General features: G+C 60.0%; 18 protein-coding genes and 1 pseudogene. 9 read left to right on the forward strand and 10 right to left on the reverse strand.

Annotated elements, in window-relative coordinates; all coding sequences use genetic code 11:
* The first annotated feature begins 13 nt into the window (after nucleotides 1–13).
* The 3 genes from CKW19_RS22465 to CKW19_RS22475 all read left to right on the forward strand — a co-directional run bounded on the left by CKW19_RS22465 (nucleotide 14) and on the right by CKW19_RS22475 (nucleotide 3,830).
* Nucleotides 14–637, forward strand: coding sequence for a DNA-3-methyladenine glycosylase (locus CKW19_RS22465; protein ID WP_095059919.1), 624 nt, complete (start codon nucleotides 14–16; stop codon nucleotides 635–637).
* 379 nt (nucleotides 638–1,016) lie between these two features.
* A complete protein-coding gene (locus tag CKW19_RS22470; RefSeq protein ID WP_095059920.1) occupies nucleotides 1,017–1,415 on the forward strand; it encodes a PaaI family thioesterase in 399 nt (132 codons plus the stop codon).
* A gap of 165 nt (nucleotides 1,416–1,580) precedes the next feature.
* Entirely contained in the window at nucleotides 1,581–3,830 is a 2,250-nt protein-coding gene (locus CKW19_RS22475) for a TonB-dependent siderophore receptor (protein ID WP_095059921.1), read from the forward strand.
* 129 nt (nucleotides 3,831–3,959) lie between these two features.
* Here the strand turns inward: CKW19_RS22475 and CKW19_RS22480 are convergent, their stop codons facing one another.
* Nucleotides 3,960–4,568 carry a tRNA-(ms[2]io[6]A)-hydroxylase gene (locus CKW19_RS22480; RefSeq protein WP_095059922.1) on the reverse strand — a complete coding sequence of 203 codons (609 nt, stop codon included), beginning with the start codon at nucleotides 4,566–4,568 and terminating at the stop codon, nucleotides 3,960–3,962.
* A 161-nt stretch (nucleotides 4,569–4,729) separates the two neighbouring features.
* Here CKW19_RS22480 and CKW19_RS22485 point away from each other — a divergent pair, with 161 nt between their 5' ends.
* A complete protein-coding gene (locus tag CKW19_RS22485; RefSeq protein WP_095059923.1) occupies nucleotides 4,730–5,593 on the forward strand; it encodes a universal stress protein in 864 nt (287 codons plus the stop codon).
* A 103-nt stretch (nucleotides 5,594–5,696) separates the two neighbouring features.
* Here CKW19_RS22485 and CKW19_RS22490 read toward each other — a convergent pair whose 3' ends face one another.
* The gene (locus tag CKW19_RS22490) at nucleotides 5,697–6,167 is read right to left on the reverse strand and encodes a DUF1289 domain-containing protein (RefSeq protein ID WP_095059924.1); all 471 of its coding nucleotides are present in this window, start codon (nucleotides 6,165–6,167) and stop codon (nucleotides 5,697–5,699) included.
* Nucleotides 6,168–6,625: 458 nt separating this feature from the next.
* Between CKW19_RS22490 and acnB the strand changes: the two genes are divergently transcribed.
* The gene (gene acnB, locus CKW19_RS22495) at nucleotides 6,626–9,226 is read left to right on the forward strand and encodes a bifunctional aconitate hydratase 2/2-methylisocitrate dehydratase (RefSeq protein ID WP_095059925.1); all 2,601 of its coding nucleotides are present in this window, start codon (nucleotides 6,626–6,628) and stop codon (nucleotides 9,224–9,226) included.
* A gap of 134 nt (nucleotides 9,227–9,360) precedes the next feature.
* Here acnB and CKW19_RS22500 read toward each other — a convergent pair whose 3' ends face one another.
* Complete coding sequence (locus tag CKW19_RS22500; RefSeq protein ID WP_095059926.1) at nucleotides 9,361–11,013, reverse strand: SulP family inorganic anion transporter; 1,653 nt, start codon at nucleotides 11,011–11,013, stop codon at nucleotides 9,361–9,363.
* A 152-nt stretch (nucleotides 11,014–11,165) separates the two neighbouring features.
* Nucleotides 11,166–12,446 (reverse strand): serine/threonine transporter, encoded by a 1,281-nt coding sequence (locus CKW19_RS22505; RefSeq protein WP_095059927.1) that lies wholly within the window; start codon nucleotides 12,444–12,446, stop codon nucleotides 11,166–11,168.
* A gap of 426 nt (nucleotides 12,447–12,872) precedes the next feature.
* Here CKW19_RS22505 and CKW19_RS22510 point away from each other — a divergent pair, with 426 nt between their 5' ends.
* The 3 genes from CKW19_RS22510 (at nucleotide 12,873) to CKW19_RS22520 (ending at nucleotide 15,973) form a co-directional block, all read left to right on the forward strand.
* Nucleotides 12,873–13,838: a 2-hydroxyacid dehydrogenase gene (locus tag CKW19_RS22510; RefSeq protein ID WP_095059928.1), complete on the forward strand. Its 966-nt coding sequence runs from the start codon at nucleotides 12,873–12,875 to the stop codon at nucleotides 13,836–13,838.
* A gap of 143 nt (nucleotides 13,839–13,981) precedes the next feature.
* The gene (locus CKW19_RS22515; RefSeq protein ID WP_095059929.1) at nucleotides 13,982–15,049 is read left to right on the forward strand and encodes a phosphotransferase family protein; all 1,068 of its coding nucleotides are present in this window, start codon (nucleotides 13,982–13,984) and stop codon (nucleotides 15,047–15,049) included.
* A gap of 156 nt (nucleotides 15,050–15,205) precedes the next feature.
* Complete coding sequence (locus CKW19_RS22520) at nucleotides 15,206–15,973, forward strand: SDR family oxidoreductase (protein WP_095059930.1); 768 nt, start codon at nucleotides 15,206–15,208, stop codon at nucleotides 15,971–15,973.
* A gap of 497 nt (nucleotides 15,974–16,470) precedes the next feature.
* Here CKW19_RS22520 and CKW19_RS22525 read toward each other — a convergent pair whose 3' ends face one another.
* The 5 genes from CKW19_RS22525 to CKW19_RS22545 all read right to left on the reverse strand — a co-directional run bounded on the left by CKW19_RS22525 (nucleotide 16,471) and on the right by CKW19_RS22545 (nucleotide 22,136).
* Nucleotides 16,471–16,722, reverse strand: coding sequence for a DUF1652 domain-containing protein (locus CKW19_RS22525; protein WP_095059939.1), 252 nt, complete (start codon nucleotides 16,720–16,722; stop codon nucleotides 16,471–16,473).
* Between the two features lie 179 nt (nucleotides 16,723–16,901).
* A complete protein-coding gene (locus CKW19_RS22530; protein ID WP_095059931.1) occupies nucleotides 16,902–18,401 on the reverse strand; it encodes a helix-turn-helix transcriptional regulator in 1,500 nt (499 codons plus the stop codon).
* A gap of 169 nt (nucleotides 18,402–18,570) precedes the next feature.
* Entirely contained in the window at nucleotides 18,571–19,461 is an 891-nt protein-coding gene (locus CKW19_RS22535; RefSeq protein ID WP_095059932.1) for a LysR family transcriptional regulator, read from the reverse strand.
* Between the two features lie 6 nt (nucleotides 19,462–19,467).
* Nucleotides 19,468–21,672, reverse strand: coding sequence for a xanthine dehydrogenase family protein molybdopterin-binding subunit (locus CKW19_RS22540; protein ID WP_095059933.1), 2,205 nt, complete (start codon nucleotides 21,670–21,672; stop codon nucleotides 19,468–19,470).
* Nucleotides 21,672–22,136, reverse strand: a complete 465-nt coding sequence (locus tag CKW19_RS22545) for a (2Fe-2S)-binding protein (protein WP_095059934.1) — start codon at nucleotides 22,134–22,136, stop codon at nucleotides 21,672–21,674. Before CKW19_RS22545 ends, CKW19_RS22540 begins: the two co-directional genes overlap by 1 nt.
* A 118-nt stretch (nucleotides 22,137–22,254) precedes the next feature.
* On the opposite strand from CKW19_RS22545, the gene CKW19_RS22550 reads away from it, so the two are divergent.
* Nucleotides 22,255–23,145, forward strand: a complete 891-nt coding sequence (locus CKW19_RS22550) for a LysR substrate-binding domain-containing protein (protein ID WP_095059935.1) — start codon at nucleotides 22,255–22,257, stop codon at nucleotides 23,143–23,145.
* Between the two features lie 343 nt (nucleotides 23,146–23,488).
* Here the strand turns inward: CKW19_RS22550 and CKW19_RS29200 are convergent.
* A pseudogene (locus tag CKW19_RS29200) lies at nucleotides 23,489–23,608 on the reverse strand (IS110 family transposase); the annotation flags it as partial.

Consider the following 23,608-nt stretch of genomic DNA (forward strand, 5'->3'; position numbering starts at 1 on the left):
CAAGAAGGACTTGATGGGTAACCTCGACCCCTATTTGCCCGCCAGTGAATTCCTGGCCTCCCTTGATGACGACTGGCGCCGTCACATCGACGCTATCGGCCCGTGCCTGCATCAACCGCATCCGGCGCGTGATCCTTATGAATCGCTGGTGCGCGCGATTGCCTATCAACAATTGCACGCCAAGGCCGGCGACGCGATTGTCGGGCGGCTGGTGGGTTTGTTGGGTACTGGGGGTTTTCCACGACCGGAACAACTGGTCGCCACGGATTTCGATCAATTGCGCAGCTGTGGCTTTTCCGCCAGCAAGATAGCGACCATTCAGGGCATTGCTCAGGCCGCGCTGGACGGCATCGTTCCCGATTACGCCACGGCGCTGGCGATGGACGATGAAGCCTTGATCGAACGCCTGATCACCTTGCGCGGCGTGGGTCGCTGGACCGTGGAAATGCTGTTGATCTACAGCCTGGAACGACCGGATATCCTGCCCGCCGATGACTTCGGCGTACGCGAAGGTTATCGGCGGCTCAAAGGGCTGGAGGTGCAACCGACCCGCAAGCAGATGATGGAGATAGGCCTGGCGTGGAGTCCATATCGGACGGTGGCAGCATGGTATTTGTGGCGCGTGCCTGGTCGGTAGACCGCGTTATCGTTCATCGCAAGCAAACTTGCTCCTACAGCTCATCGCTAGCAGGCTAGCTCCCACAGGGGATTGCATTTCAAATGTGGGAGCTAGCCTGCTAGCGATGACGTCGGCACATTCAACACATCATCCACGGTCGATCACAATCCAGAGTTCAACCGACTGAACGCCCTGACCAACGCCCGGTTGAACGCCAGCTCCTACAATGACCGGTGCGGAACAAGACCTCTGTGGAGCCCCAAAAACCTGTGGGTGGCTTGCCAGCGAAGGGACCAGCCCATTCACCACAAATCCGCCTGCCTATCACCCGCTCTTATGGTCGATGACACCCACCACCTCCCGGCGCATGTTGATGCCTCAATCGGAGGGATTCGTCATGCTCAACACACTCAAACAGATCAACTCGACCTCAGCCTTCAACCGCTGGGCCGGCTTTGAAGTCACCCGCGCCGAAAGTGGCGAAGCCGAGCTCACCCTGGCGTTTCGCGAAGCCGACATGGCGCAATACGCCGGGTTCCTGCATGCCGGCCTGATTGGCGCGATGCTCGATACCGCCTGCGGTTTTGCCGCCGGAACGGTCGCCGGCAACGTGCTGGCGTCGCACTTTTCGGTCAATTGCCTTTCGCCCGCCGTCGGTGAAGTCTTCATCGCCCGGGGTCGCGTGGTGAGGGCCGGCAAGAAGCAGGTATTCGCCCACGCCGAGTTGTTCGCGCAAACCGGTGATCAGTTGAAACTGGTGGCGACGGGCGACGCGATTCTGGTGCCCGTCGAATAGCCCTGACGGTCTGTGTTGGGCGAGGTGTGGCATGAGCGCCTCGGCCTGATTTGCTGAGAATAATTATCAACTTTTTTCACGCGGCAGTTCCCCTTTGCGTTTTTGGTTCGGTTAACCCCTCAGAAGCACTTCAACTACCGACCGATTCGACGCAAAGGGATCCCCATGTCGCACCAGCTTGCCGCCCGTTTTCGTTTTGCCTTGTGCCCTCTGGCGCTGGCCCTGCCCGCCGCCCTGCTGAGCCTCGCCCCCGCTGCCCACGCTGCTGAAACCACCGCCGAGAAAAAACCGGCCAAGGACGACGGCGTCCTGCAACTGGGCACGACGACCATTTCCGGCCAGGCACTGGGCGCTACCACCGAAGGCACCCGCTCCTACACCACCGGCTCGACGTCTTCGGCCACCGGCCTGCCGCTGTCGATCCGCGAAACGCCACAATCGGTGACGGTCATTACCCGACAGCAGTTGGACGATCGCGGCGTACAGAGCATCGGCGACGCACTGCGCAACACCCCCGGCATTTCGACGCAGAAGTACGACAGTGATCGCACCGAGTTTTCCGCCCGTGGGTTTGCCATCACCAATTTCCAGTACGACGGCGTCAACATTCCTTATGACGGCGTGTACGGTGAAAACCCCAACAACGGCGACGACGCGTCCAGCCTGGACCGCATCGAAATCGTCAAGGGCGCTACCGGCCTGATGACCGGCTCGGGCGATCCGTCCGCGACCGTCAACCTGATCCGCAAGAAGCCGACCAAGGAATTCAAGGCGTCGATCAGCGGCACCGTCGGTTCGTGGGACGCCTATCGCGGCGTCGGCGATATTTCCGGTTCGCTGAACGATACAGGCAGCGTGCGTGGGCGCTTCGTCGGCGCTTACTCCGACAAGAATTCCTACCAGGATCATTACAGCCAGAAAAAAGACCTGTTCTATGGTGTCCTCGAAGCCGACCTGACGCCCGACACCCTGCTGACGTTCGGCATCGACAAATCAAGCGCCACGCCGCGAGGTTCGTCCTGGACCGGCAACCCGGTGTATTTCTCGGACGGCGGCCGTACCGATTTCTCGCGTCACTTCAACCCAGGTGCCGACTGGAGCCGTCGCGATTTCGACGACATCACTTACTTCGCGTCCCTCGAACAGGCCCTCGCCAACGACTGGAAGTTCAAGGCCAGCCTCGATCAGAAAACCACCGATCACGACACGCGCCTGGCCTCGGCCAGCGGCGGCAACCCGGACCGCGCCACCGGCGAAGGCATGTTCCTCTACTGGGGTCGCTGGGAAGGTCATCGCGTGCAGAACACTGCGGATGTGAACGTCACCGGTCCATTCAGCCTCGGTGGCCGTGAACATGAGTTGGTAGCCGGTTTCATGGCGTCCCACTCACGCCAGACCGGCTCGACCTACGACACTAGCGCCTTCGAAATGGTCCCGGGCAGCATCTACGACTGGAACGGCGACTTGCCGGAGCAGGACTTCCCGAAAAACGGCAAGTACGAGCGCACCCAAAGCCAGAACGGCCTGTACCTGGCCACGCGCCTGCACGCGACCGACGACCTGTCGATCATCCTCGGCAGCCGTCTGAGCACGTTCAAGTACAACGAAGACTATTCGTATTATCCGGGTGCGGGACTCGATGACACTCACGCCAGTTACAAGGAACATGGCGTGGTCACGCCTTACGCCGGTGTGGTCTATGACCTGGACGACACCTATTCGGTGTACGCCAGCTACACCAGCATCTACCAGCCGCAAACCTACAAGGATGCGGCGGGCTCAACCCTGGCACCGGTCGAAGGCGACAGCTACGAGGCCGGCCTGAAAGGCGCTTACTTCGACGGTCGCCTGAACGCCAGCCTGGCCTTCTTCCGCATCGAGCAAGACAACGTCGCCGAGTCGATCGGCACTAACCCGGTCACCAACGAAGGCATCTACAAAGCCGTCGACGGTGCAACCACCAAAGGTGTGGAACTGGAACTGGCCGGGGAAGTGGCCGATGGCTGGAACGTGTCGGCCGGCTACACCTACGCCCGCACCCGGGACGCCGACGAACAGCGGATCTACGGCTACCCGTTGTCGACCACCAAACCGGAACACGTCGTTCGCACCTTCACCACCTACCGCCTGCCGGGCGCACTGGATCAAGTGACCGTCGGTGGCGGCATCAGCTGGCAGAGCGCGTTCTACGGCAAGATCTACAGCCCGACCGTGGGCGACTACACGAGCATCAAACAAGGTGGCTACACCCTCGTCGACCTGATGAGCCGCTACGAATACAACGAGCACCTGAGCTTCACCGTCAACGCCAACAACGTCTTCGACAAACGCTACCTGACGGGCCTGGGTAACTTCGACACCACGTATTACGGCGAACCGCGCAACGTGATGCTCACCACCAAGTGGGATTTCTAAGCTGAACGCCTGAACCAAAAAGCCCTGTAGGAGCGAGCCTGCTCGCGATGGACGTCAACGATAACGCGCGCTGTCTGAATGCACGCGCCGCGCTTGAGTTCTTCGCGAGCAGGCTCGCTCCTACAGGGGTTATGCGGCGGCGGGTATGCCGCTGTGGAAGCGGAATTCCACATCCGGTGATTCGATCAGTTCCTGCTCGGCGGCGCGAACCTTGTCGATCACCTGGGCGATGTCCTTCGCGTCCCCGTACTGATAGGCCAGCTTCAAGTAACCCTGGAAATGCCTGGCCTCGCTCTTGAGCAGACCGAAATAGAACTTGCCCAACTCTTCATCCAGATGCGGCACCAGCGCCTCGAAACGCTCGCAACTGCGGGCCTCGATGAAAGCGCCCACCACCAGCGTGTCCACCAGCTTCACCGGCTCATGGCTGCGCACAACCTTGCGCAACCCCGAGGCGTAGCGCCCGGCGGACAGCTGGCGCAGTTCGATCTTGCGCCGCTTCATCAAACGCATGACCTGTTCGTGGTGCACCAGCTCTTCCCGGGCCAGGCGCGACATCAAATTGATCAGGTCAACGTGGGAATGGTACTTGGCGATCAGGCTCAATGCCGTGCTGGCGGCTTTGAATTCGCAGTTCTTGTGGTCGATCAGCAGGGTTTCCTGATCGGCCAGCGCGGCTTGGACCCAGCCGTCGGGGGTGCGGCAGCCAAGGAACTCGTGAATTTCGGGAAGGATCATGGGGCTCACGGATAAAAGGTTCAAAACGAAGGGCGCCGATTATACCGGCCTGCCCGCAGACCACCAGACGCCAACCGTTGATATGCATCAAGTCCCCGAATGCCGGGCAGCAACTATAGTTGTGCAACGCCGTGCATTTTTAATTTCAGGAGATCCCGATCATGCAAGCCATTCGCAGCATCCTGGTGGTCATCGAACCCCAGCACTCGGAAAGCCTGGCGCTCAAACGGGCCAAGTTGATTGCCGGCGTGACCCAGGCGCATTTGCACCTGCTGGTCTGCGACCCCAAGCATGATCACAGCGGCATGCTGAGCGTGCTCAAGTCCGCCTTGCTTGAAGATGGTTACAGCGTCACCACCGAGCAGGCCTGGAATGACAGCCAGCATAAAACCATCGTCGATGTGCAGCAGGCTGAAGGCTGCGGGCTGGTGGTCAAGCAGCACTTCCCCGATAACCCCTTGAAAAAAGCCCTGCTCACTCCGGAAGACTGGAAACTGCTGCGGGCCTGTCCAACCCCGGTACTGTTGGTCAAAACGGCAGGCTCGTGGAAAGACAAGGTGATTCTGGCAGCCGTCGATGTCGGCAACACCGACCTTGAACACCGTCACCTGCACAACACCATCATCGACCATGGCTACGACATCGCCAGCCTCGCCAAGGCTCATTTGCACGTCATCAGCGCCCATCCGTCGCCGATGCTGTCGGCCGCCGACCCGACGCTTCAACTGAGCGAAACCATCGCTGAGCGTTATCGCGATCAGTGCAGGGCATTCCAGGCAGAGTTCGATATCGACGATCAACACCTGCATATCGAGGAAGGACCGGCGGATGTGCTGATTCCGTTCCTGGTGCACAAGCTGCAGGCGGCCGTGACCGTGATCGGCACCGTGGCGCGGTCCGGGCTGTCAGGGGCATTGATTGGCAATACGGCGGAAGTGGTGCTGGATAAGGTGGAAAGCGATGTGTTGGTGCTTAAGCCGGCGGAAGTGGCGGATCATATTGATGAGTTGATCGACAGGCGTTGAGTTCTTTGGTGTCGATTCGGACGTCATCGCGAGCAGGCTCGCTCCCACATTGGATCTGTGTCGCTACAAATCCCCTGTGGGAGCGAGCCTGCTCGCGATGCTCTTAGCCGCCAAAGGCGTCTTTCAGAAACCCCGGCGCGATGTAGCGCTGGTAATGCGCCTCGGACAGCAGGAAAAATTCCCGATCAATGGCATCGCGCAGTTCCGGCAGGTTCCAGTCGCGGAATTCCGGCAACAACACCATGCCGTAGGCTTCCAGATTGTTGATGACCCGCGCGCCCCGGGCGATCAATTGATAAGCCCAGCAATATTCCGACTGATGGGGCACGAAGCGAATCTTGCGTTGTTCCAGCTGCATTCTGAGCAGCACCGGGTCGAAAACTTCCACTTTGGCGGCCATTACCTGGGACAGCAACTGCTCCAGACGCAGCCACACCGCGCGCTTTTCTTCCTCGTTGTAGCCGTTCCAGTGAATCACTTCGTGATGGAACCGCTTGCAGCCACGGCACACCAGGTCACCGTAGACAGTGGAGCAAAGGCCGACGCAGGGCGTCTTGATGGTCTGATTGGGCATAATAGGCAAAACGCGAAAAAGCAAAACAGGCCGGCATGGTAGCCCTTTGTCGAATATTCATCACCCCTCAAAGTTCGGGGCCAAAGCGCTCGGTGGCTCTTTGCCGACGGCCACCACCAAAGTCCAATAAACACTGACTTACCTTTAATTTTTTTTTGCCGTAGAATCAGCCTGCCTTTTTAGGCGCCAATGTCCGTTAGAAGCTGTTTTCAAAGCGTCACGAGCACAGTCGTTCCTTCAGAGCGGTGTTGGCGAGGGGTTTTTCCAGCGGGGAAAAGCCCAACGCCAACCCTCATCAGCTCCCGTTCTGCAGGCGTAAAACTTTGAAAGCAGCTTCTGTAAGGAATTGTCGGTAATTCTGGCTAAGTGGCTCACAACGCCATGCAGCGCATGAGTACGGCAATTTCGGGATGAGCGTCCCGGACACCCATTTGGGACCACTGATGAGGGTAATAACTGTGCTTGAAGCCTACCGCAAACATATCGAAGAGCGCGCAGCACTGGGTATCGTTCCCCAGCCGCTAAACGCCGAACAAACTGCAGGCCTGGTCGAGCTGCTGAAAAATCCCCCGGCTGGCGAAGAAGCATTCCTCGTTGACCTGATCACCAATCGCGTTCCGCCAGGCGTGGACGAAGCAGCCTATGTAAAGGCCGGCTTCCTGTCTGCCATCGCCAAAGGCGAAGCCAACTCCCCCCTGATCGACAAGAAGCGCGCTGTTGAACTGCTCGGCACCATGCAGGGCGGCTACAACATCGTGACTCTGGTAAACCTGCTGGACGACGCCGAACTGGCACCAGTAGCTGCCAAAGAACTCAAGCACACCCTGCTGATGTTCGATGCTTTCCACGACGTCGCTGAAAAAGCCAAGAACGGCAACGTTCACGCTAAAGGCGTACTGCAATCCTGGGCTGATGCCGAGTGGTTCGTGAAGCGCCCGACCCTGGCCGACAAGATCAGCCTGCGCGTGTTCAAGGTTACCGGCGAAACCAACACCGACGACCTGTCCCCTGCTCCTGATGCCTGGTCCCGTCCAGACATCCCGCTGCACGCCCTGGCCATGCTGAAAATGGCTCGCGACGGCATCGTGCCGGACGAGCAAGGCGTCACCGGTCCGATGAAGCAGATCGAAGAAATGCGCGGCCAAGGCTTCCCTATCGCCTACGTCGGTGACGTGGTCGGTACCGGTTCTTCGCGTAAATCGGCCACCAACTCCGTACTGTGGTTCTTCGGCGACGACGTTCCTTACGTACCGAACAAGCGTGCCGGCGGTTTCTGCTTCGGCAACAAGATCGCACCGATTTTCTACAACACCATGGAAGACGCCGGCGCACTGCCGATCGAATTCGATGTATCCAGCATGAACATGGGCGACGTGATCGACCTGTACCCGCATGCCGGCAAAGTCTGCAAGCACGGCACCGACGAAGTCCTGACCACCTTCGAAATGAAGACCCCGGTCCTGTTGGACGAAGTACGTGCTGGCGGCCGTATTCCGCTGATCATCGGCCGCGGCCTGACCGAGAAGGCGCGTGCCGAGCTGGGTCTGCCACCTTCGACTCTGTTCAAGAAGCCAGAAGCGCCCGTTGAAAGCACCAAGGGTTTCACCCTGGCGCAGAAAATGGTCGGCAAGGCTTGCGGCGTGACCGGCGTTCGTCCGGGCACCTACTGCGAACCGAAGATGACCACCGTAGGTTCCCAGGACACCACCGGTCCTATGACCCGTGACGAACTGAAAGACCTGGCGTGCCTGGGCTTCTCGACCGATCTGGTGATGCAGTCCTTCTGCCACACCGCGGCTTACCCTAAGCCGATCGACGTGAACACCCACCACACCCTGCCTGACTTCATCATGACCCGCGGCGGCGTTTCCCTGCGTCCGGGCGACGGTATCATCCACTCGTGGCTGAACCGCATGCTGCTGCCAGACACCGTCGGTACCGGTGGTGACTCCCACACCCGTTTCCCGATCGGCATCTCGTTCCCGGCCGGTTCCGGTCTGGTTGCGTTCGCCGCAGCTACTGGCGTCATGCCGCTGGACATGCCTGAGTCGGTTCTGGTTCGCTTCAAAGGCGAGCTGCAGCCAGGCGTCACCCTGCGTGACCTGGTTCACGCCATTCCTTACTACGCGATCCAGGCTGGCCTGCTGACCGTAGAGAAGAAAGGCAAGAAGAACGCCTTCTCCGGTCGCATCCTGGAGATCGAAGGTCTGCCTAAGCTGACCGTAGAGCAAGCGTTCGAACTGTCTGACGCCTCGGCTGAACGTTCGGCTGCCGGTTGCACCATCCAGCTGTCCAAAGAGTCGATTGCCGAATACCTGCAGTCCAACATCACCCTGCTGCGCTGGATGATCGGCGAAGGCTACGGCGATGCACGTACTCTGGAACGTCGCGCTCAAGCAATGGAAGCCTGGCTGGCCAACCCTGAGCTGATGCAAGCGGACAAAGACGCTGAATACGCTGAAATCATCGAGATCGACCTGGCCGACATCAAAGAGCCTGTGCTCTGCGCGCCGAACGACCCGGACGACGCCCGCCTGCTCTCCAGCGTTGCTGGCGAGAAGATCGACGAAGTGTTCATCGGTTCGTGCATGACCAACATCGGTCACTTCCGCGCTGCCGGTAAACTGCTGGAACAGGTCAAGGGTCAGCTGCCAACTCGTCTGTGGCTGTCGCCGCCGACCAAGATGGACGCTCACCAACTGACCGAAGAAGGCTACTACGGCATCTACGGCAAGGCCGGCGCTCGCATGGAAATGCCGGGTTGCTCGCTGTGCATGGGTAACCAGGCACGTGTAGAGCCGAACTCTACAGTTGTGTCGACTTCGACCCGTAACTTCCCGAACCGTCTGGGTGACGGCGCGAACGTCTACCTGGCTTCGGCTGAGCTGGCGTCCGTGGCTTCCATCCTGGGTCGCCTGCCGACCGTCGAGGAGTACATGGAATACGCTGGCAAGATCGACAGCATGGCGGCCGATGTCTACCGCTACCTGTCCTTCGACCAGATCGCCGAGTTCCGTGAAGCTGCTGCGAACGCCAAGATCCCGGTCGTTCAAGCCTAACGTAGCAACGCAATGAAAAACGCCGCCCATCGTGAGATGAGCGGCGTTTTTTTATGCCTGAAAATTCGCCAGTGAAGTGAGAGCTTTTTGTGGCGAGGGGGCAAGCCCCCTCGCCACACAAACCCTCCCACCGATTATGTGTTCCGTTTGAGCGCTTGCTGCACCGCTCCATCCACACTCAACCCACTCAGCACCGCCCCGTTTGCCTCCACCTCCGGCAACGCTGCCAACACCGACTGCGCTTGATCCTTAAGCCGCGCCAGCATCAACCGCTTGCCTTCCTGATGCACCCGCACAAAAAACTCCTGCAACGCCTCAATGCTGGTGCCATCCAGGTCGGGGGACTCCTCAAGACTGAGAATCACCGTATGAATCGGTGTTTGCGAATGCCGGATCAAGCGCATCGCACCGCCAAGAATCCGCTCGACATTGGCAAAGAACAACGCCTCACCCGGCCGCACAATCAACACGCCCGGCACGGCTTGCGCCGTTGGATGGCGTTGCAGGTCGACAAAGTCGTGACCGCCATCGATGCGCCCCAGAATCTGGATATCCGCCGCCGACATTTGCTTGAGCATCAGCAGCACACTGATCGCCACCGCTACCAACAAGCCGTCCAGCACCCCGAGCATCAGGACCGCGCCCACCGCGCAGATCACCAACAGCCGGTCACGGCGCCAGATGAAGTAGCGCCCCAACGGTTGCAGACTCAAGCCGCGCCCCAACGCATGAATGACGATGGCAGCGAGGACCGGTTCAGGTGTCAGGGCAATGTAAGGCAGGACCGTCAGCACAATAATCAGTACCACCAGCGCCGCCACGATGCCTGCCAGGCGCGAAGTTGCACCGGCCGCTTCGTTCGCCGATGTCGCCGAATACCCCGCCCCCGCCGGCATCCCGTGGAAGAGGCCGGACAGCAGGTTGGACGCGCCGAGGGCCAGCAAGTCGCGGTTCGACTTGACGCGATCACCATGCTTGAGCGCGTAGGAACTGATCGAACCATAAGACTCCGCGTACAGGATCATCACCATCGCGAACGCCAGTTCACCCAAGCGCAACCAGTCGGAAAACGGCAGCACCGGCAGTCTTGGCACCTCAAGGCTCAGATCGATCATGCCGATCAGTTTCACACCATAAGCCGGCAGGTTCAGCCACTGGCCCGCCGCAATGCCAATCACCACCACCAACATCCCGCCCGGCAAACGCCGAAACCGCCCAAACAGCCATAACAAGGCCAATGCCGCCGCGCCAACCGCCGCCGCCACCCAGTTCCATTGCGGCAATTGTTCAAGCAGTTGCGGCAGAAAGCGCACCAGGCTGGTGTCGGTCAAATGCACCCCGACCACGCTGGCGATCTGCTTGAGAATGATGGTCAGGGCCAGGCCAAAGGCAAACCCGCGCAACACCGGCTTGGCAATAAACGAGGTCACGCTGCCGAGTTTGAACAACCCGGCCAGCAAGAAGAAAAGCCCGGTCATCAGCACCAGCCCGATGGCCAGCGTCGAGCGAAGCTCAGAGTCGCCATTGGCCAATGTCGCAGTGGCCGCCGCGAGCACCGCGGCGGACGACGACGTCGCCGAGACAATCGCAAAGCGACTGGTACCCAGCAGGCCATAACACAGCAACCCGGCAAACAAGGCGATCACCCCGGCCTGGGGTGCCACTGCGGCGATGCTTGAATAAGCCACCGCTTCGGGCAACAACAGGCCGGCAATCGACAACCCGGCCAACAGGTCCTGCCAGCGACTGGGTCGTTCGGTGGAATGGGTAGTCGAGGCGCTGGGCAATCCGATGTCTCCAGGCGAAAAAAAACCGCTGCACGTATCACGTGCAGCGGCCACTGTAGCTGAAAATCAAAAGATCGCAGCCTTCGGCAGCGCCTACGGATGATCCGATCCCGGTAGGAGCTGCCGCAGGCTGCGATCTCTTGACCTTTAAATCAGGCCGTCAGCGAGTAAATCAACGCCGTGATCGCCACCAGGCCCACCGCCGTCACGAAGACGTTGGACGCCTGACCGCGATAACGCGCCATCGCCGGCACTTTGCGGATCGCGTACATCGGCATCAGGAACAGGATCGCCGCGATAATCGGGCCGCCCAGGGTCTCGATCATGCCGAGGATGCTCGGGTTCAGCGTGGCGACGATCCAGCACACCACCAGCATGAAGGCCGCGGTCATGCGGTCCAGAGCCTTGGCTGTTGGACGCTTGCCGCTCTTCACGATCAAGCCCTTGAGGCCTTCGCTGGCGCCGATGTAGTGCCCCAGGAACGACTTGGAAATGGCCACGAAAGCAATCAACGGCGCGGCGAAGGCGATGGTCGGATTGCTGAAGTGGTTGGCCAGGTAGGACAGGATCGACAGGTTCTGCGCCTTCGCTTCCGCCAGTTGTGCCGGCGACAGGGTCAGCACGCAGCTGAAGACGAAGAAAAACACCATCACCACCATCAACAGATGGGCGCGCGACAGGATCTGCGAACTGCGCTCTTCGGCGTGTTGACCGTAACGACGCTTCTGGTCCACCGCGAACGCCGAAATGATCGGCGAGTGGTTGAACGAGAACACCATCACCGGAATGGCCAGCCACATGGTATGCAGCAACGCCGAAGGCGCAGGCACCTGGCTTGCAGTGGCGAGGATGCCGCCGTTCCAGTGCGGAACCAGGTATACCGCCAAAAACAGCAGCGCGACGATGAACGGGTACACCATCAGGCTCATGGCCTTGACGATCATCTGCTCGCCGCAGCGCACTACTGCCAGCAGGCCGAGGATCAGCACCAGCGACAGCACGGCGCGCGGTGGCGGTGTGATGTGCAGTTGATGCTCGAGGAAACTGCCCACGGTATTGGTCAGCGCCACGCTGTAGATCAACAGGATCGGGAAAATGGCGAAGAAGTACAGCAAGGTGATCAGCGCGCCGGCCTTGATGCCGAAGTGCTCTTCCACCACTTCAGTGATGTCGGCGCCTTCGCGACCGGACAGCACGAAACGGGTCAGTCCACGGTGTGCGTAGAACGTCATGGGAAACGCCAGCAACGCCAGGATCAGCAGCGGCCAGAAACCGCCCAGGCCCGCATTGATTGGCAAAAACAGGGTTCCTGCACCAATCGCCGTGCCAAACAGGCCCAGCATCCAGGTGGTGTCTTGGCGATTCCAGCTCGTAAGCGTCGCGGGTGTCGCTTCTACATAGCGTTTGTTGACGCTATTGGCCTGATCATTCATCCGGTGGGATCTCCACATTCCGGTCACTTGCCACCCGGCCCGGACGCGTCGGAATACCCGACAGGCAGCGCCCTGGCCGAAACAGGGGCGCGATTCTGGAGGATTAGTGAGCAGAAGCAAAGACTTAGGTGAGGAACGGTGGTACCAGATTGTCGAAAAAAACCGATAAAAATGAACTTGCTCACGATATACGGTGTGTCCGATCAAACAACTGTCGAATGTGCCAATGCATTCCGGAGCACGCTCGCTCCGTTTCACAGCCGCCTGAAAAGCAGACACAATCAGAAATTCATCGCAGGCTGTGCCAGCTCCTACACTGAGTAAAGTAGCCAGTAATGGCAAACGTTGGCGATTGCCAAACCTCGCACAGCCCGCCATCTCAATTGACGTTCGAGCCCACCTTTCCGACGCCCTCAGGAGCCAAGCATGCCTACAACCGTTCTGGTACTGGTTGAAACCATCAACGATTACCTGCCGATCCTCGAACATCAGGGCTTCCACTTGATTCTGGCCCCCACCCCCTCCGAGCGCGCAGAAGCCATTGCCCGGCACGCCGCCCAGATCGATGCCGTTCTGACCCGTGGGCCTTTGGGGCTGTATGCCGATGAAATCGCGGCGCTGCCCAACCTCAAGATCATCTGCGTGATCGGCGCCGGCTATGAACATGTCGATTTGAAAGCCGCTGCCGACCGGGGCATCACCGTCACCAACGGCGCCGGGGTCAACGCGTCCTCCGTCGCGGACCACGCCATGGCGCTGCTGCTGGCGCTGGTACGCGACGTGCCGCGCTGTGATGCCGCCGTGCGCCGTGGCGAATGGCCAAAAATCATGCGCCCTTCCCTCGCCGGCAAGCGCCTGGGCATCCTCGGCCTCGGCGCGGTCGGCATGGCCATCGCCAAACGCGCAGCCGCCGGTTTTGACATGAGCGTTTGCTATCACAACCGCCAGCACCGCAGCGACGTGCCCTACACGTTCTGCTCGACCCCCACGGAACTGGCGCGGGCCTCGGATTTCCTGATCATCGCCACGCCCGGCGGCCTTGGCACCAAACACCTGATCAACCGCCAGGTGCTCGATGCCCTGGGTCCGAACGGGTTCATCGTCAACATCGCCCGGGCCAGTGTGGTCGCCACCGCTGACCTGATCACTGCCCTTGAACAGCGCCGTATCGCCGGTGCCGCGCTGGATGTATTCGATGCCGAGCCGCAAGTGCCACAGGCCCTGAAAACCTTGTCCAACGTGATTCTCACCCCCCACGTTGCGGGGTTGTCCCCGGAAGCCACACAGGCCACCGTCGAACTGGTGGGCAAAAACCTCACGGCGTTTTTTTCCGGTCAACCCGTTCTCACCCCGATCGAATTGCCGAACAGCGTCGGCAGCGCTGTCATGTAAGACAATTCAAACGCGTGTATCAAAAGCAATGATTGGCCGGCAACACGCTCACCAATAAGGGCCGTTCTTTGTTGTGGGCGTGGGGTATGCGCATTAGATTAGCCAATAGTTCCAGGCCTCCAGAATAAGCAGAAGGGATAAGCATGACGCTTACTGACCAGTCCACCCGTATCCGCACCGGCGAAGAGCTCGATGCCAGCCTGATCGATCCATACCTCAAGGCCCATATTCCGGGTCTCAGCGGTCTGCCGAAGATCAGCCAGTTCCCGGGCGGTGCGTCGAACCTCACCTATTTGCTGGAATACCCGGGACAGGAGTTTGTCCTGCGTCGTCCGCCCTTCGGTCACAAGGCCAAGTCCGCCCACGACATGGGTCGCGAATTTCGCATCCTCAATCAATTGCGCGACGGTTTTCCGTACTGCCCGAAAGCCTACGTGCACTGCACCGACGAATCGGTGATCGGTGCCGAGTTCTATGTGATGGAACGGGTCAACGGCATCATTCTGCGTTCCGAAGTGCCACCGGAGCTGGGGCTGGATTCGGCAAAAACCGAAGCCTTGTGCAAAAGCTTCATCGACAAGTTCGTCGAGCTGCATCAGGTTGACTACAACGCCTATGGCCTGGGCGACCTCGGCAAACCCGAAGGTTATGTGGCGCGGCAGATCAAAGGCTGGAGCGATCGCTACGAAAAAGCCCTGACCCCTGACGCCCCGCAGTGGGAAGCGGTCAAGGCCTGGCTCAACGACAAGATGCCGGCCGATCACCCGACCTCCAGCATCGTCCACAACGATTACCGCTTCGATAACGTGATCCTCGACCCGAGCAACCCGATGCAGATCATCGGCGTACTCGACTGGGAACTGACTACCCTCGGCGACCCGCTGATGGACCTGGGCAACACGCTCGCCTACTGGATCGAAGCCGATGACCCGGCACCGGTGCAACTGATGCGCCGCCAGCCAAGCCACGCACCGGGCATGTTGACCCGCCGCGAGTTCGTCGATTACTACGCCCAGCGCTCAGGCATCCAGATCGACAATTTCGACTTCTACTACACCTACGGCCTGTTCCGCCTGGCCGGCATCGTGCAACAGATCTACTACCGCTTCTACCACGGCCAAACCCAGGACAAACGCTTCGCGCAGTTCATTCACATGAACAAACTGCTGGAGCAAATGAGCTTGCAGGTCATCCAGAAATCCACCCTCTGACCTCGACGCGATCCCCTGTAGGAGCGAGCCTGCTCGCGGAGATCGTGAACGATAACACTCGTTCAATGACCTATCGCAGCAAGCCGCCCCGACCAAACAGCATCAGCGACACCCCGGCATTTGACACAACAACAAGACTTTTCATAAGGGAATCCCATGTCCAAGACTCAGTTGTTCGACCTCGACGGCAAGATCGCTTTCGTCTCCGGCGCCAGCCGTGGCATCGGTGAGGCCATCGCCAAACTCCTGGCCCAACAAGGTGCCCACGTCATCGTTTCGAGCCGCAAGCTTGAGGGTTGCCAGCACGTGGCCGACGCCATCATCGCCGCTGGCGGCAAAGCCACCGCCGTCGCTTGCCACATTGGCGAGATGGAACAGATCAGCCAGGTCTTCGCCGGTATCAAGGAACAGTTCGGACGCCTGGACATCCTGGTCAACAACGCCGCGACCAACCCGCAATTCTGCAACGTACTGGACACCGACCTCGGCGCTTTCCAGAAAACCGTCGACGTGAACATCCGCGGTTACTTCTTCATGTCGGTCGAAGCCGGCAAGCTGATGCGCGAAAACGGTGGCGGCAGTATCATCAACGTGGCGTCGATCAACGGTGTTTCGCCGGGGATCTTCCAGGGTATCTATTCGGTGACCAAAGCGGCGGTCATCAACATGACCAAAGTGTTTGCCAAGGAATGCGCGCAGTTTGGCATCCGTTGCAACGCCCTGCTGCCGGGTCTGACCGACACCAAGTTCGCCTCGGCACTGGTGAAGAACGAGGCTATCTTGAACACCGCGTTGCAGCAGATTCCGCTCAAGCGTGTGGCTGATCCAAGCGAAATGGCCGGCGCGGTGCTTTACCTGGCCAGCGATGCTTCCAGCTACACCACCGGCGTTTCGCTGAATGTGGATGGCGGTTTCCTGTCCTGATGACCTGACCACCAAAAAACCCTGCAGGAGCGAGCCTGCTCACGATGGACGTTAACAATGACGCGTGCTGACTGGCTAAACACCGCGTACTTGAGACCATCGCGAGCAAACTCGCACCTACAGAAGCCATGCGATGGGCTTACTGCGTGACACACCGGGTAGTCGTGGTCATTCGAGTGACCTCGCCATTTTCGCCCCGTACATCGCCCAGGACATCGGTCTTATCCTGAGTTTCACAGGTGCGTTCAGGCGGTGGCAGCGGTGCCGGGGGTGGTGGGCTGGAGCAGCCCGCGAACATCGCCGCGCAGAAAGCGAGCGACAGTGGAGTACAAACGCGTTTCCCAAGAGTTTTCATCGGTTGACCCGCGATAAGTGAAAAGACACTTTTTTGTGACAACAGAACCCGCGTGCAAAGTCCATGCACCTGTCACAAAAAAATGATTTGCACTCCACTTATCGCCACGCCAGTGACCGTTGCCAGCAAAACCTGACAGTTCTTACATCGCCTGATCGGGTCGGTTCAGGCTGCTGGTCTCAAGTTCGTAGCGCAGCTCTTCGATCAATGCCGTCACTGATTCGGCCGACTGCAGTGTCATCATGTTCAAGCCACTGACCACCAGATCCACCTGTCCCGTGACCGGGTGATAGAGCTTGACGGTCAGCGAATGGTCACCCGTGACGCTGCACTCACAGGCCAGCGGCGCAAAACCCTGTTCAATCTGCATCCGCAGTTGCGCTTGCGTGATCATCGCGAGGGCGCCCTGGCGCAAGCCACATCGTATTGTTGAGTCATTGGGGCGGTTCCTGAGCGATTTCGAAGGGAACACGCAGGGCATTCGAAGGCACCTGCCACACGCTTCCAGCCTAAAAACAGCCGCACCCGCTCAACACATGAATTTGCACCTTGCTTCCTGGTGCATTTGCACCTTTATAGCGGCCCCCTGGACCGCCACTCACCGCTGAACAAACCGCGCTCCCGGGCCCAGACAATCGCCTCACTGCGGCTGTGCACATCCAGCTTGGAATACACCGTCGCCACATGATTGCGCACCGTGTTCGGCGCCAGTTTCAGGCGTGCGGCGATTTCCTTGTCGGCCAGGCCTTGGCAAATCAGGCCCAGGACGTCGCGTTCGCGGGCCGTAAGGTCGGCGAACGAGACACTGGCCAGTTTCGGTGAGTTGACACTCTTCACGTTCGCCAGTTTTTCGATCAACGTACGGCTGAACCACGAAGCGTCTTTCATCACCTCTTCGATGGCCGACACCAACTCGAGCTCGGTACGCTTGCGCTCGGTGATGTCCATCAGTACCAGCAGATAGCAGCGATTGTCCTGAATATTCACGGTCTCGGCCGAGACGGCGCAGTCGATCAATCCGGCGTCTTTTTTGCGCAGGCGCACCTCGATACGATCCAGTCGCCCGGTTTTCTCCAGCGCCGCGAACAGCCGTGTACGGGCCGACTTGTCGTCGATGAAATCGATCTGCGCCAGGGTCACGCCACGCACCTCCTCACTCGAATAACCGAGGGTATCGAGGAACGCTTCGTTGACGTCCAGCACCACCTGTTCGGCGGCAGCACACACCAGAATGGGCACCGGCGACAGGCGAAACGCCTTGGCAAAACGTTCTTCGCTCTGGCGCAGGGCCACTTCGGCCTTGCGTCGCGGCTCCATGTCGACGAAGGAAAACAACATGCAGGCTTCCTCGTTGAGATCCAGCGGCTGGCCCGCGACGATGACCTGTTTGCTACCGCCGTCCGATAGCCGCAACTCAGCCGACATCTGTGGAATGGTGCCCCCCTCGCGCAAACACTGCTTGGCCAGTTCTTTGTTTTCGGCTTGCTCCAGTACGTCCAGTTCATAGGTGGAGGTGCCGATCACCTGATCGCGGGCATAGCCGGTCATTTCAAGGAAGCCGGGATTGACCTTGATGTAGCGCAAATCACTGAGGCGACAAATTACCGCCGGTGCGGGGTTGGCCGCGAAGGTTTTCTCGAAACGCTGCTCGGCGTTGGCCCAGTCAGTGACGTCGTCCATGATCAGCACCAGGGACTCCGGCTCGCCTTGGCTGTCCGCCAGGACCAGGCTGCGGACACGGTGAACCCACGCACGTTCTTCTGCGTCTGCCGTGGGGTTCACTTCCACCACGACGTCACCGAAGGTCTCGCCGCACGCAACGCGGTTGATCGGATAGCTGTCGACGGGCACCCGGTGATTATTGCGATAGCGCAGGACGAAACGCTGGGTGTAGGCCTTGGCATCGGGGCCCAGATCGCTGACGCGCGAGACGCCATGCATGGCCAAAGCCGCTTCATTGGCCCAGCGGATGGACTGGTCGGGGTCGAGCAGGATGACGCCGTCGGACAGGCCCGCGATGATCTGCTGCAACTGGCGACGGTTGGTTTCGGTGGTCAGGACGTCCTGGCTCATTGGCGTTCCACAAGTGTTGTGACCCTGTGAAAGTACGACCTCCGAGGTTTTGGATAGTGCAAAGAACCTTTGTAGGAGCCGGCTTGCTGGCGAAGGCGTCAGGCTGCCAACCAATGTGTTGAATGACCCACCGCTTTCGCTGGCAAGCCGCCTCCTACCTGTACAGCGTTTATCGGGCGTCTTGCAGCACCAATTCGCGCAAGGTATCGAGAAACAACTTGAGCACCGGTGAGTCGTCGTCCGCGCGGTACGTGGCGTACAGCGGCACTTCCGGCATTGCCGGGGTCAGGCGTCGAAACACCAGTCCGGCCGGTGCCAATTGCTCGATGGACGCCGGCAACAACGCCACGCCGAAACCGGCCCGGACCAGGCTCAGCAGCGTTTGCACCTCAATCACTTGCTGGCGAATCTGCGGGGTAAACCCGGCCTGGATGCAGCACTGGAACAGAAAATCGGCGAACCGCGACTGCTTCAGTTCCAGCGCCACAAAGGGTTCCTGAGCCAAATCCGATGGCGCCAGGGTTGCACGCGTTGCCAGCGGATGATCGGCCGGCATGACCACCCGGATCGGCTCGTAGATCAACAGTTCGTTGCGCAACTGCGGATCGTCGTAACCGACCCGGAACACACAGGCATCGATGCGTTTTTCCTTCAACGCCTTGACCTGCGCCGCCGGGGTCATTTCATGCAACCGCCAGTTGACGTGCGGATAACGCTCGCGAAAAAGGTGTAAGGCGCGGGGTAGCACACCGACCATCACCGAGCTGATCATGCCGATTTCCAGTTCGCCCAACTGGCCACGGCCGGTCTGACGCGTCAGGTCCAGCGCGCGGTTGAGTTGCTCGAACACCAGCGGCGCCTGTTCCTTGAGCATTTGCCCGGCGGCCGTCAGCTCAACCCGGTGATGGCTGCGCTCGAACAACGGCGTGCCCAATTCCTCCTCCAGCAGACGAATCTGCTGGCTCAGCGGTGGCTGGCAGATGTGCAAACGGGTCGCGGCGCGGCCGAAATGCAGCTCTTCGGCCAGTGCCATGAAGTACCTCAACAAGCGCAAGTCCATACCCGGTTATCCCAACGTCAATGGCGTCGAACGCTGGCGCACACCGGTCAGGCTGAACAACGCGTTGGCAATGGCCGGGGCTACCGACGGGCTGCCCAGTTCGCCAACGCCACCCGGTTTGGACGGCTCGCCGTCGACGACCAGGATGTCCACCGCCGGCATGTCCGACATGCGTGGCACCCGATAGTCGTGGAAATTACTCTGCACCACCCTGCCCTGTTTGATGTCCATTTGATCGAACAACGCGTGGCCCAGCCCCCACATCAAGCCGCCATAGATCTGCTCTTCGACTCCACCGGGCGACACCGCGAGGCCGCAATCGACCACGCAGGTGAGCTTGTCGATCTTGATCGCGCCGTCCTTCTTCGACAGGCGCGCGACCACCGCGATGAAACTGGTGTAACCCTGATTGGTGGCGACCCCCAGCGCCGTGCCCTCTGGTAATGGCTTACCCCAACCGGCGCGTTCGGCGGCGCTTTTCAGCACCGCGACATGCCTTGGCCGGTCTTGCATGTGGGCCAGGCGAAAGGCCAACGGATCTTGCCCTGCGCCATGGGCCAGTTCATCCATGAAGCTTTCCACGGCGAACACGTTGGGGATGAAGCTCACCGAACGATACCAGCCGCTGGGCACGTCACTTTCGTGCTTGACCCAGACCAGGTCCAGGTTCGCCGGGCGATAGGCAAAATCCCAAGCGGTGATGGCTTCGGTGGTGCTGTAATCCATCTTGTCCGGGCGCTCGAAATAGCCCGGTTCCCATTGTTCCGGTGAGGCTGGCGACACCGCGTTGAGCTGGAGTGCGGTCAAACGTCCCTGCGCATCCAGCGCCCCTTTCGCCCGGTGCAATGTGGCCGGGTGCATAAACAATGAGCGCATTTCATCTTCGCGGCTGTTCATCAACTTCACCGGCACCTTGGCCTGTTGCGCCAGGTAGGCCACTTCAAACAGCCAATACTTTGCTTCCCGCGCACCGAAGCTGCCGCCGGACACCAGCTCGTTGATGGTGACCTTGTCCTTGGCGATCTTGCACACGACGTGCGCCGCTTCCAGCGCCGATGACGGCACCTGCACCCCGCCCCAATAGGTGATGGCGTTGTCCTTGACCTGCGCGGTGATGCAAATCGGTTCCAGCGGGTTCTGCACTTTGTACGGCATGCGGTAATCGGCTTCGATCAGCTTCGCGGCGACCGGCCATTGCGCGCTCACATCTCCCGCAGCCATGGCAGAGACCCGTTGCGCGCCTTTGTCGCTCAGCGCTGCGGTTTGGGCCTTGACCAGTTCATCGCTGTCGAAACCGGCCAAGGGCGAATCGCTCCATTGCACCTTCAGCAGTGCCCGGCCCTGATGCGCCGCCCAATAGTTGTCGGCCAGCACCGCGACGCCTTCCAGGTTGCCGCCGAGCACATCCGGCCGTCCCGGCACCACAATCACCTTGCGTACACCCGGTACCTGCAGCGTCGCAACTGAGTCCACCGACAGCACTTTCGCCCCCACCACCGGCGTACGCTGGATGACCGCGACCTGCATGTCCGGCAGCACCACATCAATGCTGTACTTGAAGCGCCCGCAGACCTTGGCCTGGGCATCGCGCTTATGCCGCAGTTTGCCGATGTACTTGAACTGCGACGGATCCTTGAGCGTGACGTTGGTCGGTGCCGGCAGGTGCGCGGCAACATCGACCAATTCGCCGTAACCTAGGCTGCGCTTGCTCGCCGCATGAACAACACGGCTCTCTTCGGTGCCGCAGCTGTCGGGGCTGACTTTCCACTGTTTGGCCGCCGCTGCGATCAATAGCGCTCGGGCCGTGGCGCCGGCCATGCGCAAGCGATCGTATTCCAGCGAGACGCTGGTACTGCCGCCGGTGGAGAAGACTTTCCAGATCGGATGAATGTAGGTTTCGAAGAACGGGTCTTCCGGCGAGATCACCTGCACGGTCATCGGGTCGACGTCCAGTTCCTCGGCCACGCAGGCGGCCAAGGCCGTATGCGTTCCGGTGCCGGAATCGTGCTTGTGCACCACCAGTTTCACGGTGCCGTCGGGCAGGATCCGCACCCAGGCGTTGGGTTCGAATTCACCGGCAGGTGCTGGGGCTTTCGGGTCAGTCGCGGCAAGGCTGGACGGCAGGTAAAACGCAATGGCCAGGCCGGAGGCAACGGTTGCAGTTTGCTTGAGAAACACGCGCCGCGAGAGATCCATCGGGGAGATCGTCATCACGCCTCCTTCAGCGCGGACGCCGCACGTTTGATCGCTTTGTTGATGCGCCCGTAAGTACCGCACCGGCACACGTTGCCGGACATGGCGTTGCGGATCGAATCGTCGGTGACCGCCGCGCCGGTGTTGAGCAGCGCCGCGGCGGACATGATCTGACCGGATTGACAGTAACCGCATTGCGGGACATCTTCGGCAACCCACGCCAGTTGCAGCGGATGCTGTTCGGTCGGCGACAAGCCTTCGATGGTGGTGATGCTGTGCCCCGCCGCCGCAGCGACCGGCAGCTGGCAGGAACGCACGGCGACGCCGTCCAGGTGCACGGTGCACGCGCCGCACAGGCCCATGCCGCAACCGAACTTGGTACCGGTGAGTTTCAAGTGGTCACGCAATACCCATAACAAGGGCATGGAGGGCGATGTCTCTACCAGCTCGCGTCGTTCGCCGTTTACCGTGAATTCGATCATTGTCAGGCTCCAAGAGAGCGGCCCGTCTTTGTGCAGGCCTGGTGATCGATTATTGGAAGCCTTGTGAAAATCGGGCCAGCGACGATTTCTGCCATCCTGTGTAAGTAGGACTAACAGCATGTACAAGCGATACCCGTCGGTGCAGTCCATGAATGCGTTTATCCAGGCGGCGCGCAGCGGCAGTTTCTCCAGCGCGGCGCGCAAACTCGACTTGACCCACAGCGCCATCAGCCAGCAGATTCGCTCGCTGGAAGAATTCATCGGCCAACCGCTGTTCGTGCGCGAAGGTGGCGGCAGCAACCTGACCGACGCCGGGCAACTGTTCGCCAGTGTGCTGTCCGACGGTTTGGCGCAGATCGACCGGGCGCTTTCTTCGGTAAAGAACCGCAGCGTGGCGCAACGCCTGACCCTGGACGTCGACAGTGAGCTGGCCCAGAGCTGGCTCAACCCGCGCTTGCCGCAATTGCTGGATCTGTTGCCCGATCATGAGGTGGTGTTGCTGTCGATGCCGCGCTCGGACCGCAGCGCATTCGAACGCGTGGACCTGGCCTTGCGCTACGGTTATGGCGAATGGGAAGACTGCGAGATGACGCAGATCTGCGGGGATCGAGTGATGGCGGTGGCCTCGCCCGCGCTGCTGGAGCGCCAGGGTTCGCAACTGCCGTTGAGTCCGGCGCAGATCCTTGAACTGCCGCTGTTGGGTTACACGCGGCGCTCGTGGATTCCGTGGCTGGATGCTGCCGGCATGGAGCCCACCGAGCCACCGGCGCGGGTGGTGTTTGATAACGCGGCGAGCCTGATTGCGGCGGCCGAAGCCGGTGTCGGCGCAGGGTTGGTGCGCGGATTGCTGGCGGCGGATGCGTTGCGCAGCGGGCGATTGGTGGCATTGAACGACGCGCAGATTGTGGCGCATTACAACCTGTATGCAGTGTGGCCGCCGGGTCAGGCCGAGCGAGTGGCGCCAGTGGTTGAGGCGGTCAAGCAGTTGGCTTTGCGTACACAATCCTGACGCCATCGCTGGCAAGCCAGCTCCTACAGGGTTTTGTGGGGTGTAAAGATTGGGCTAACACCATCGATCACTGTAGGAGCTGGCTTGCCAGCGATGAGGCCCGCCCAGCAACACAAAAAACCTATCGAACGCCATCGCTGGCAAGCCAGCTCCTACAGGGTTTTGTGGTGTGTAACAGATTGGGTTAACACCATCGATCACTGTGGGAGCTGGCCTGCCAGCGATGAGGCCCGCCCAGTCAACACAAAAAACCTATCGAACGCCTTCGCTGGCAAGCCAGCTCCTACAGGGTTTTGTGGGGTGTAACAGATTGGGTTAACACCATCGATCACTGTGGGAGATTCTATGTTTGGGGGGAACCCCCAAACATAGAAATAGGCTTGTATTCACTTTGGTTTTTCATCAAGGCAAACAGTACCCGAGCCAGTTTTCTGGCAAGTATCACCAGCGCCTCGGTCCCTTT

The sequence above is a fragment of the Pseudomonas sp. Irchel s3f7 genome, assembly GCF_900187615.1.
In the GTDB taxonomy this organism is placed as follows: domain Bacteria; phylum Pseudomonadota; class Gammaproteobacteria; order Pseudomonadales; family Pseudomonadaceae; genus Aquipseudomonas.

Excerpts from the sequence above, each read along its gene's own strand:
- CKW19_RS22510 (WP_095059928.1), top strand. The coding sequence starts at position 12,873 with ATGCCTACAACCGTTCTGGTACTGGTTGAAACCATCAACGATTACCTG.
- CKW19_RS22480 (WP_095059922.1), bottom strand. The coding sequence starts at position 4,568 with ATGATCCTTCCCGAAATTCACGAGTTCCTTGGCTGCCGCACCCCCGAC.
- CKW19_RS22485 (WP_095059923.1), top strand. The coding sequence starts at position 4,730 with ATGCAAGCCATTCGCAGCATCCTGGTGGTCATCGAACCCCAGCACTCG.
- CKW19_RS22530 (WP_095059931.1), bottom strand. The coding sequence starts at position 18,401 with ATGAGCCAGGACGTCCTGACCACCGAAACCAACCGTCGCCAGTTGCAG.
- CKW19_RS22535 (WP_095059932.1), bottom strand. The coding sequence starts at position 19,461 with ATGGACTTGCGCTTGTTGAGGTACTTCATGGCACTGGCCGAAGAGCTG.
- CKW19_RS22490 (WP_095059924.1), bottom strand. The coding sequence starts at position 6,167 with ATGCCCAATCAGACCATCAAGACGCCCTGCGTCGGCCTTTGCTCCACT.
- CKW19_RS22475 (WP_095059921.1), top strand. The coding sequence starts at position 1,581 with ATGTCGCACCAGCTTGCCGCCCGTTTTCGTTTTGCCTTGTGCCCTCTG.
- CKW19_RS22520 (WP_095059930.1), top strand. The coding sequence starts at position 15,206 with ATGTCCAAGACTCAGTTGTTCGACCTCGACGGCAAGATCGCTTTCGTC.
- CKW19_RS22515 (WP_095059929.1), top strand. The coding sequence starts at position 13,982 with ATGACGCTTACTGACCAGTCCACCCGTATCCGCACCGGCGAAGAGCTC.
- CKW19_RS22545 (WP_095059934.1), bottom strand. The coding sequence starts at position 22,136 with ATGATCGAATTCACGGTAAACGGCGAACGACGCGAGCTGGTAGAGACA.
- CKW19_RS22550 (WP_095059935.1), top strand. The coding sequence starts at position 22,255 with ATGTACAAGCGATACCCGTCGGTGCAGTCCATGAATGCGTTTATCCAG.
- CKW19_RS22540 (WP_095059933.1), bottom strand. The coding sequence starts at position 21,672 with ATGACGATCTCCCCGATGGATCTCTCGCGGCGCGTGTTTCTCAAGCAA.
- CKW19_RS22470 (WP_095059920.1), top strand. The coding sequence starts at position 1,017 with ATGCTCAACACACTCAAACAGATCAACTCGACCTCAGCCTTCAACCGC.
- CKW19_RS22525 (WP_095059939.1), bottom strand. The coding sequence starts at position 16,722 with ATGATCACGCAAGCGCAACTGCGGATGCAGATTGAACAGGGTTTTGCG.
- CKW19_RS22505 (WP_095059927.1), bottom strand. The coding sequence starts at position 12,446 with ATGAATGATCAGGCCAATAGCGTCAACAAACGCTATGTAGAAGCGACA.
- CKW19_RS22465 (WP_095059919.1), top strand. The coding sequence starts at position 14 with ATGGGTAACCTCGACCCCTATTTGCCCGCCAGTGAATTCCTGGCCTCC.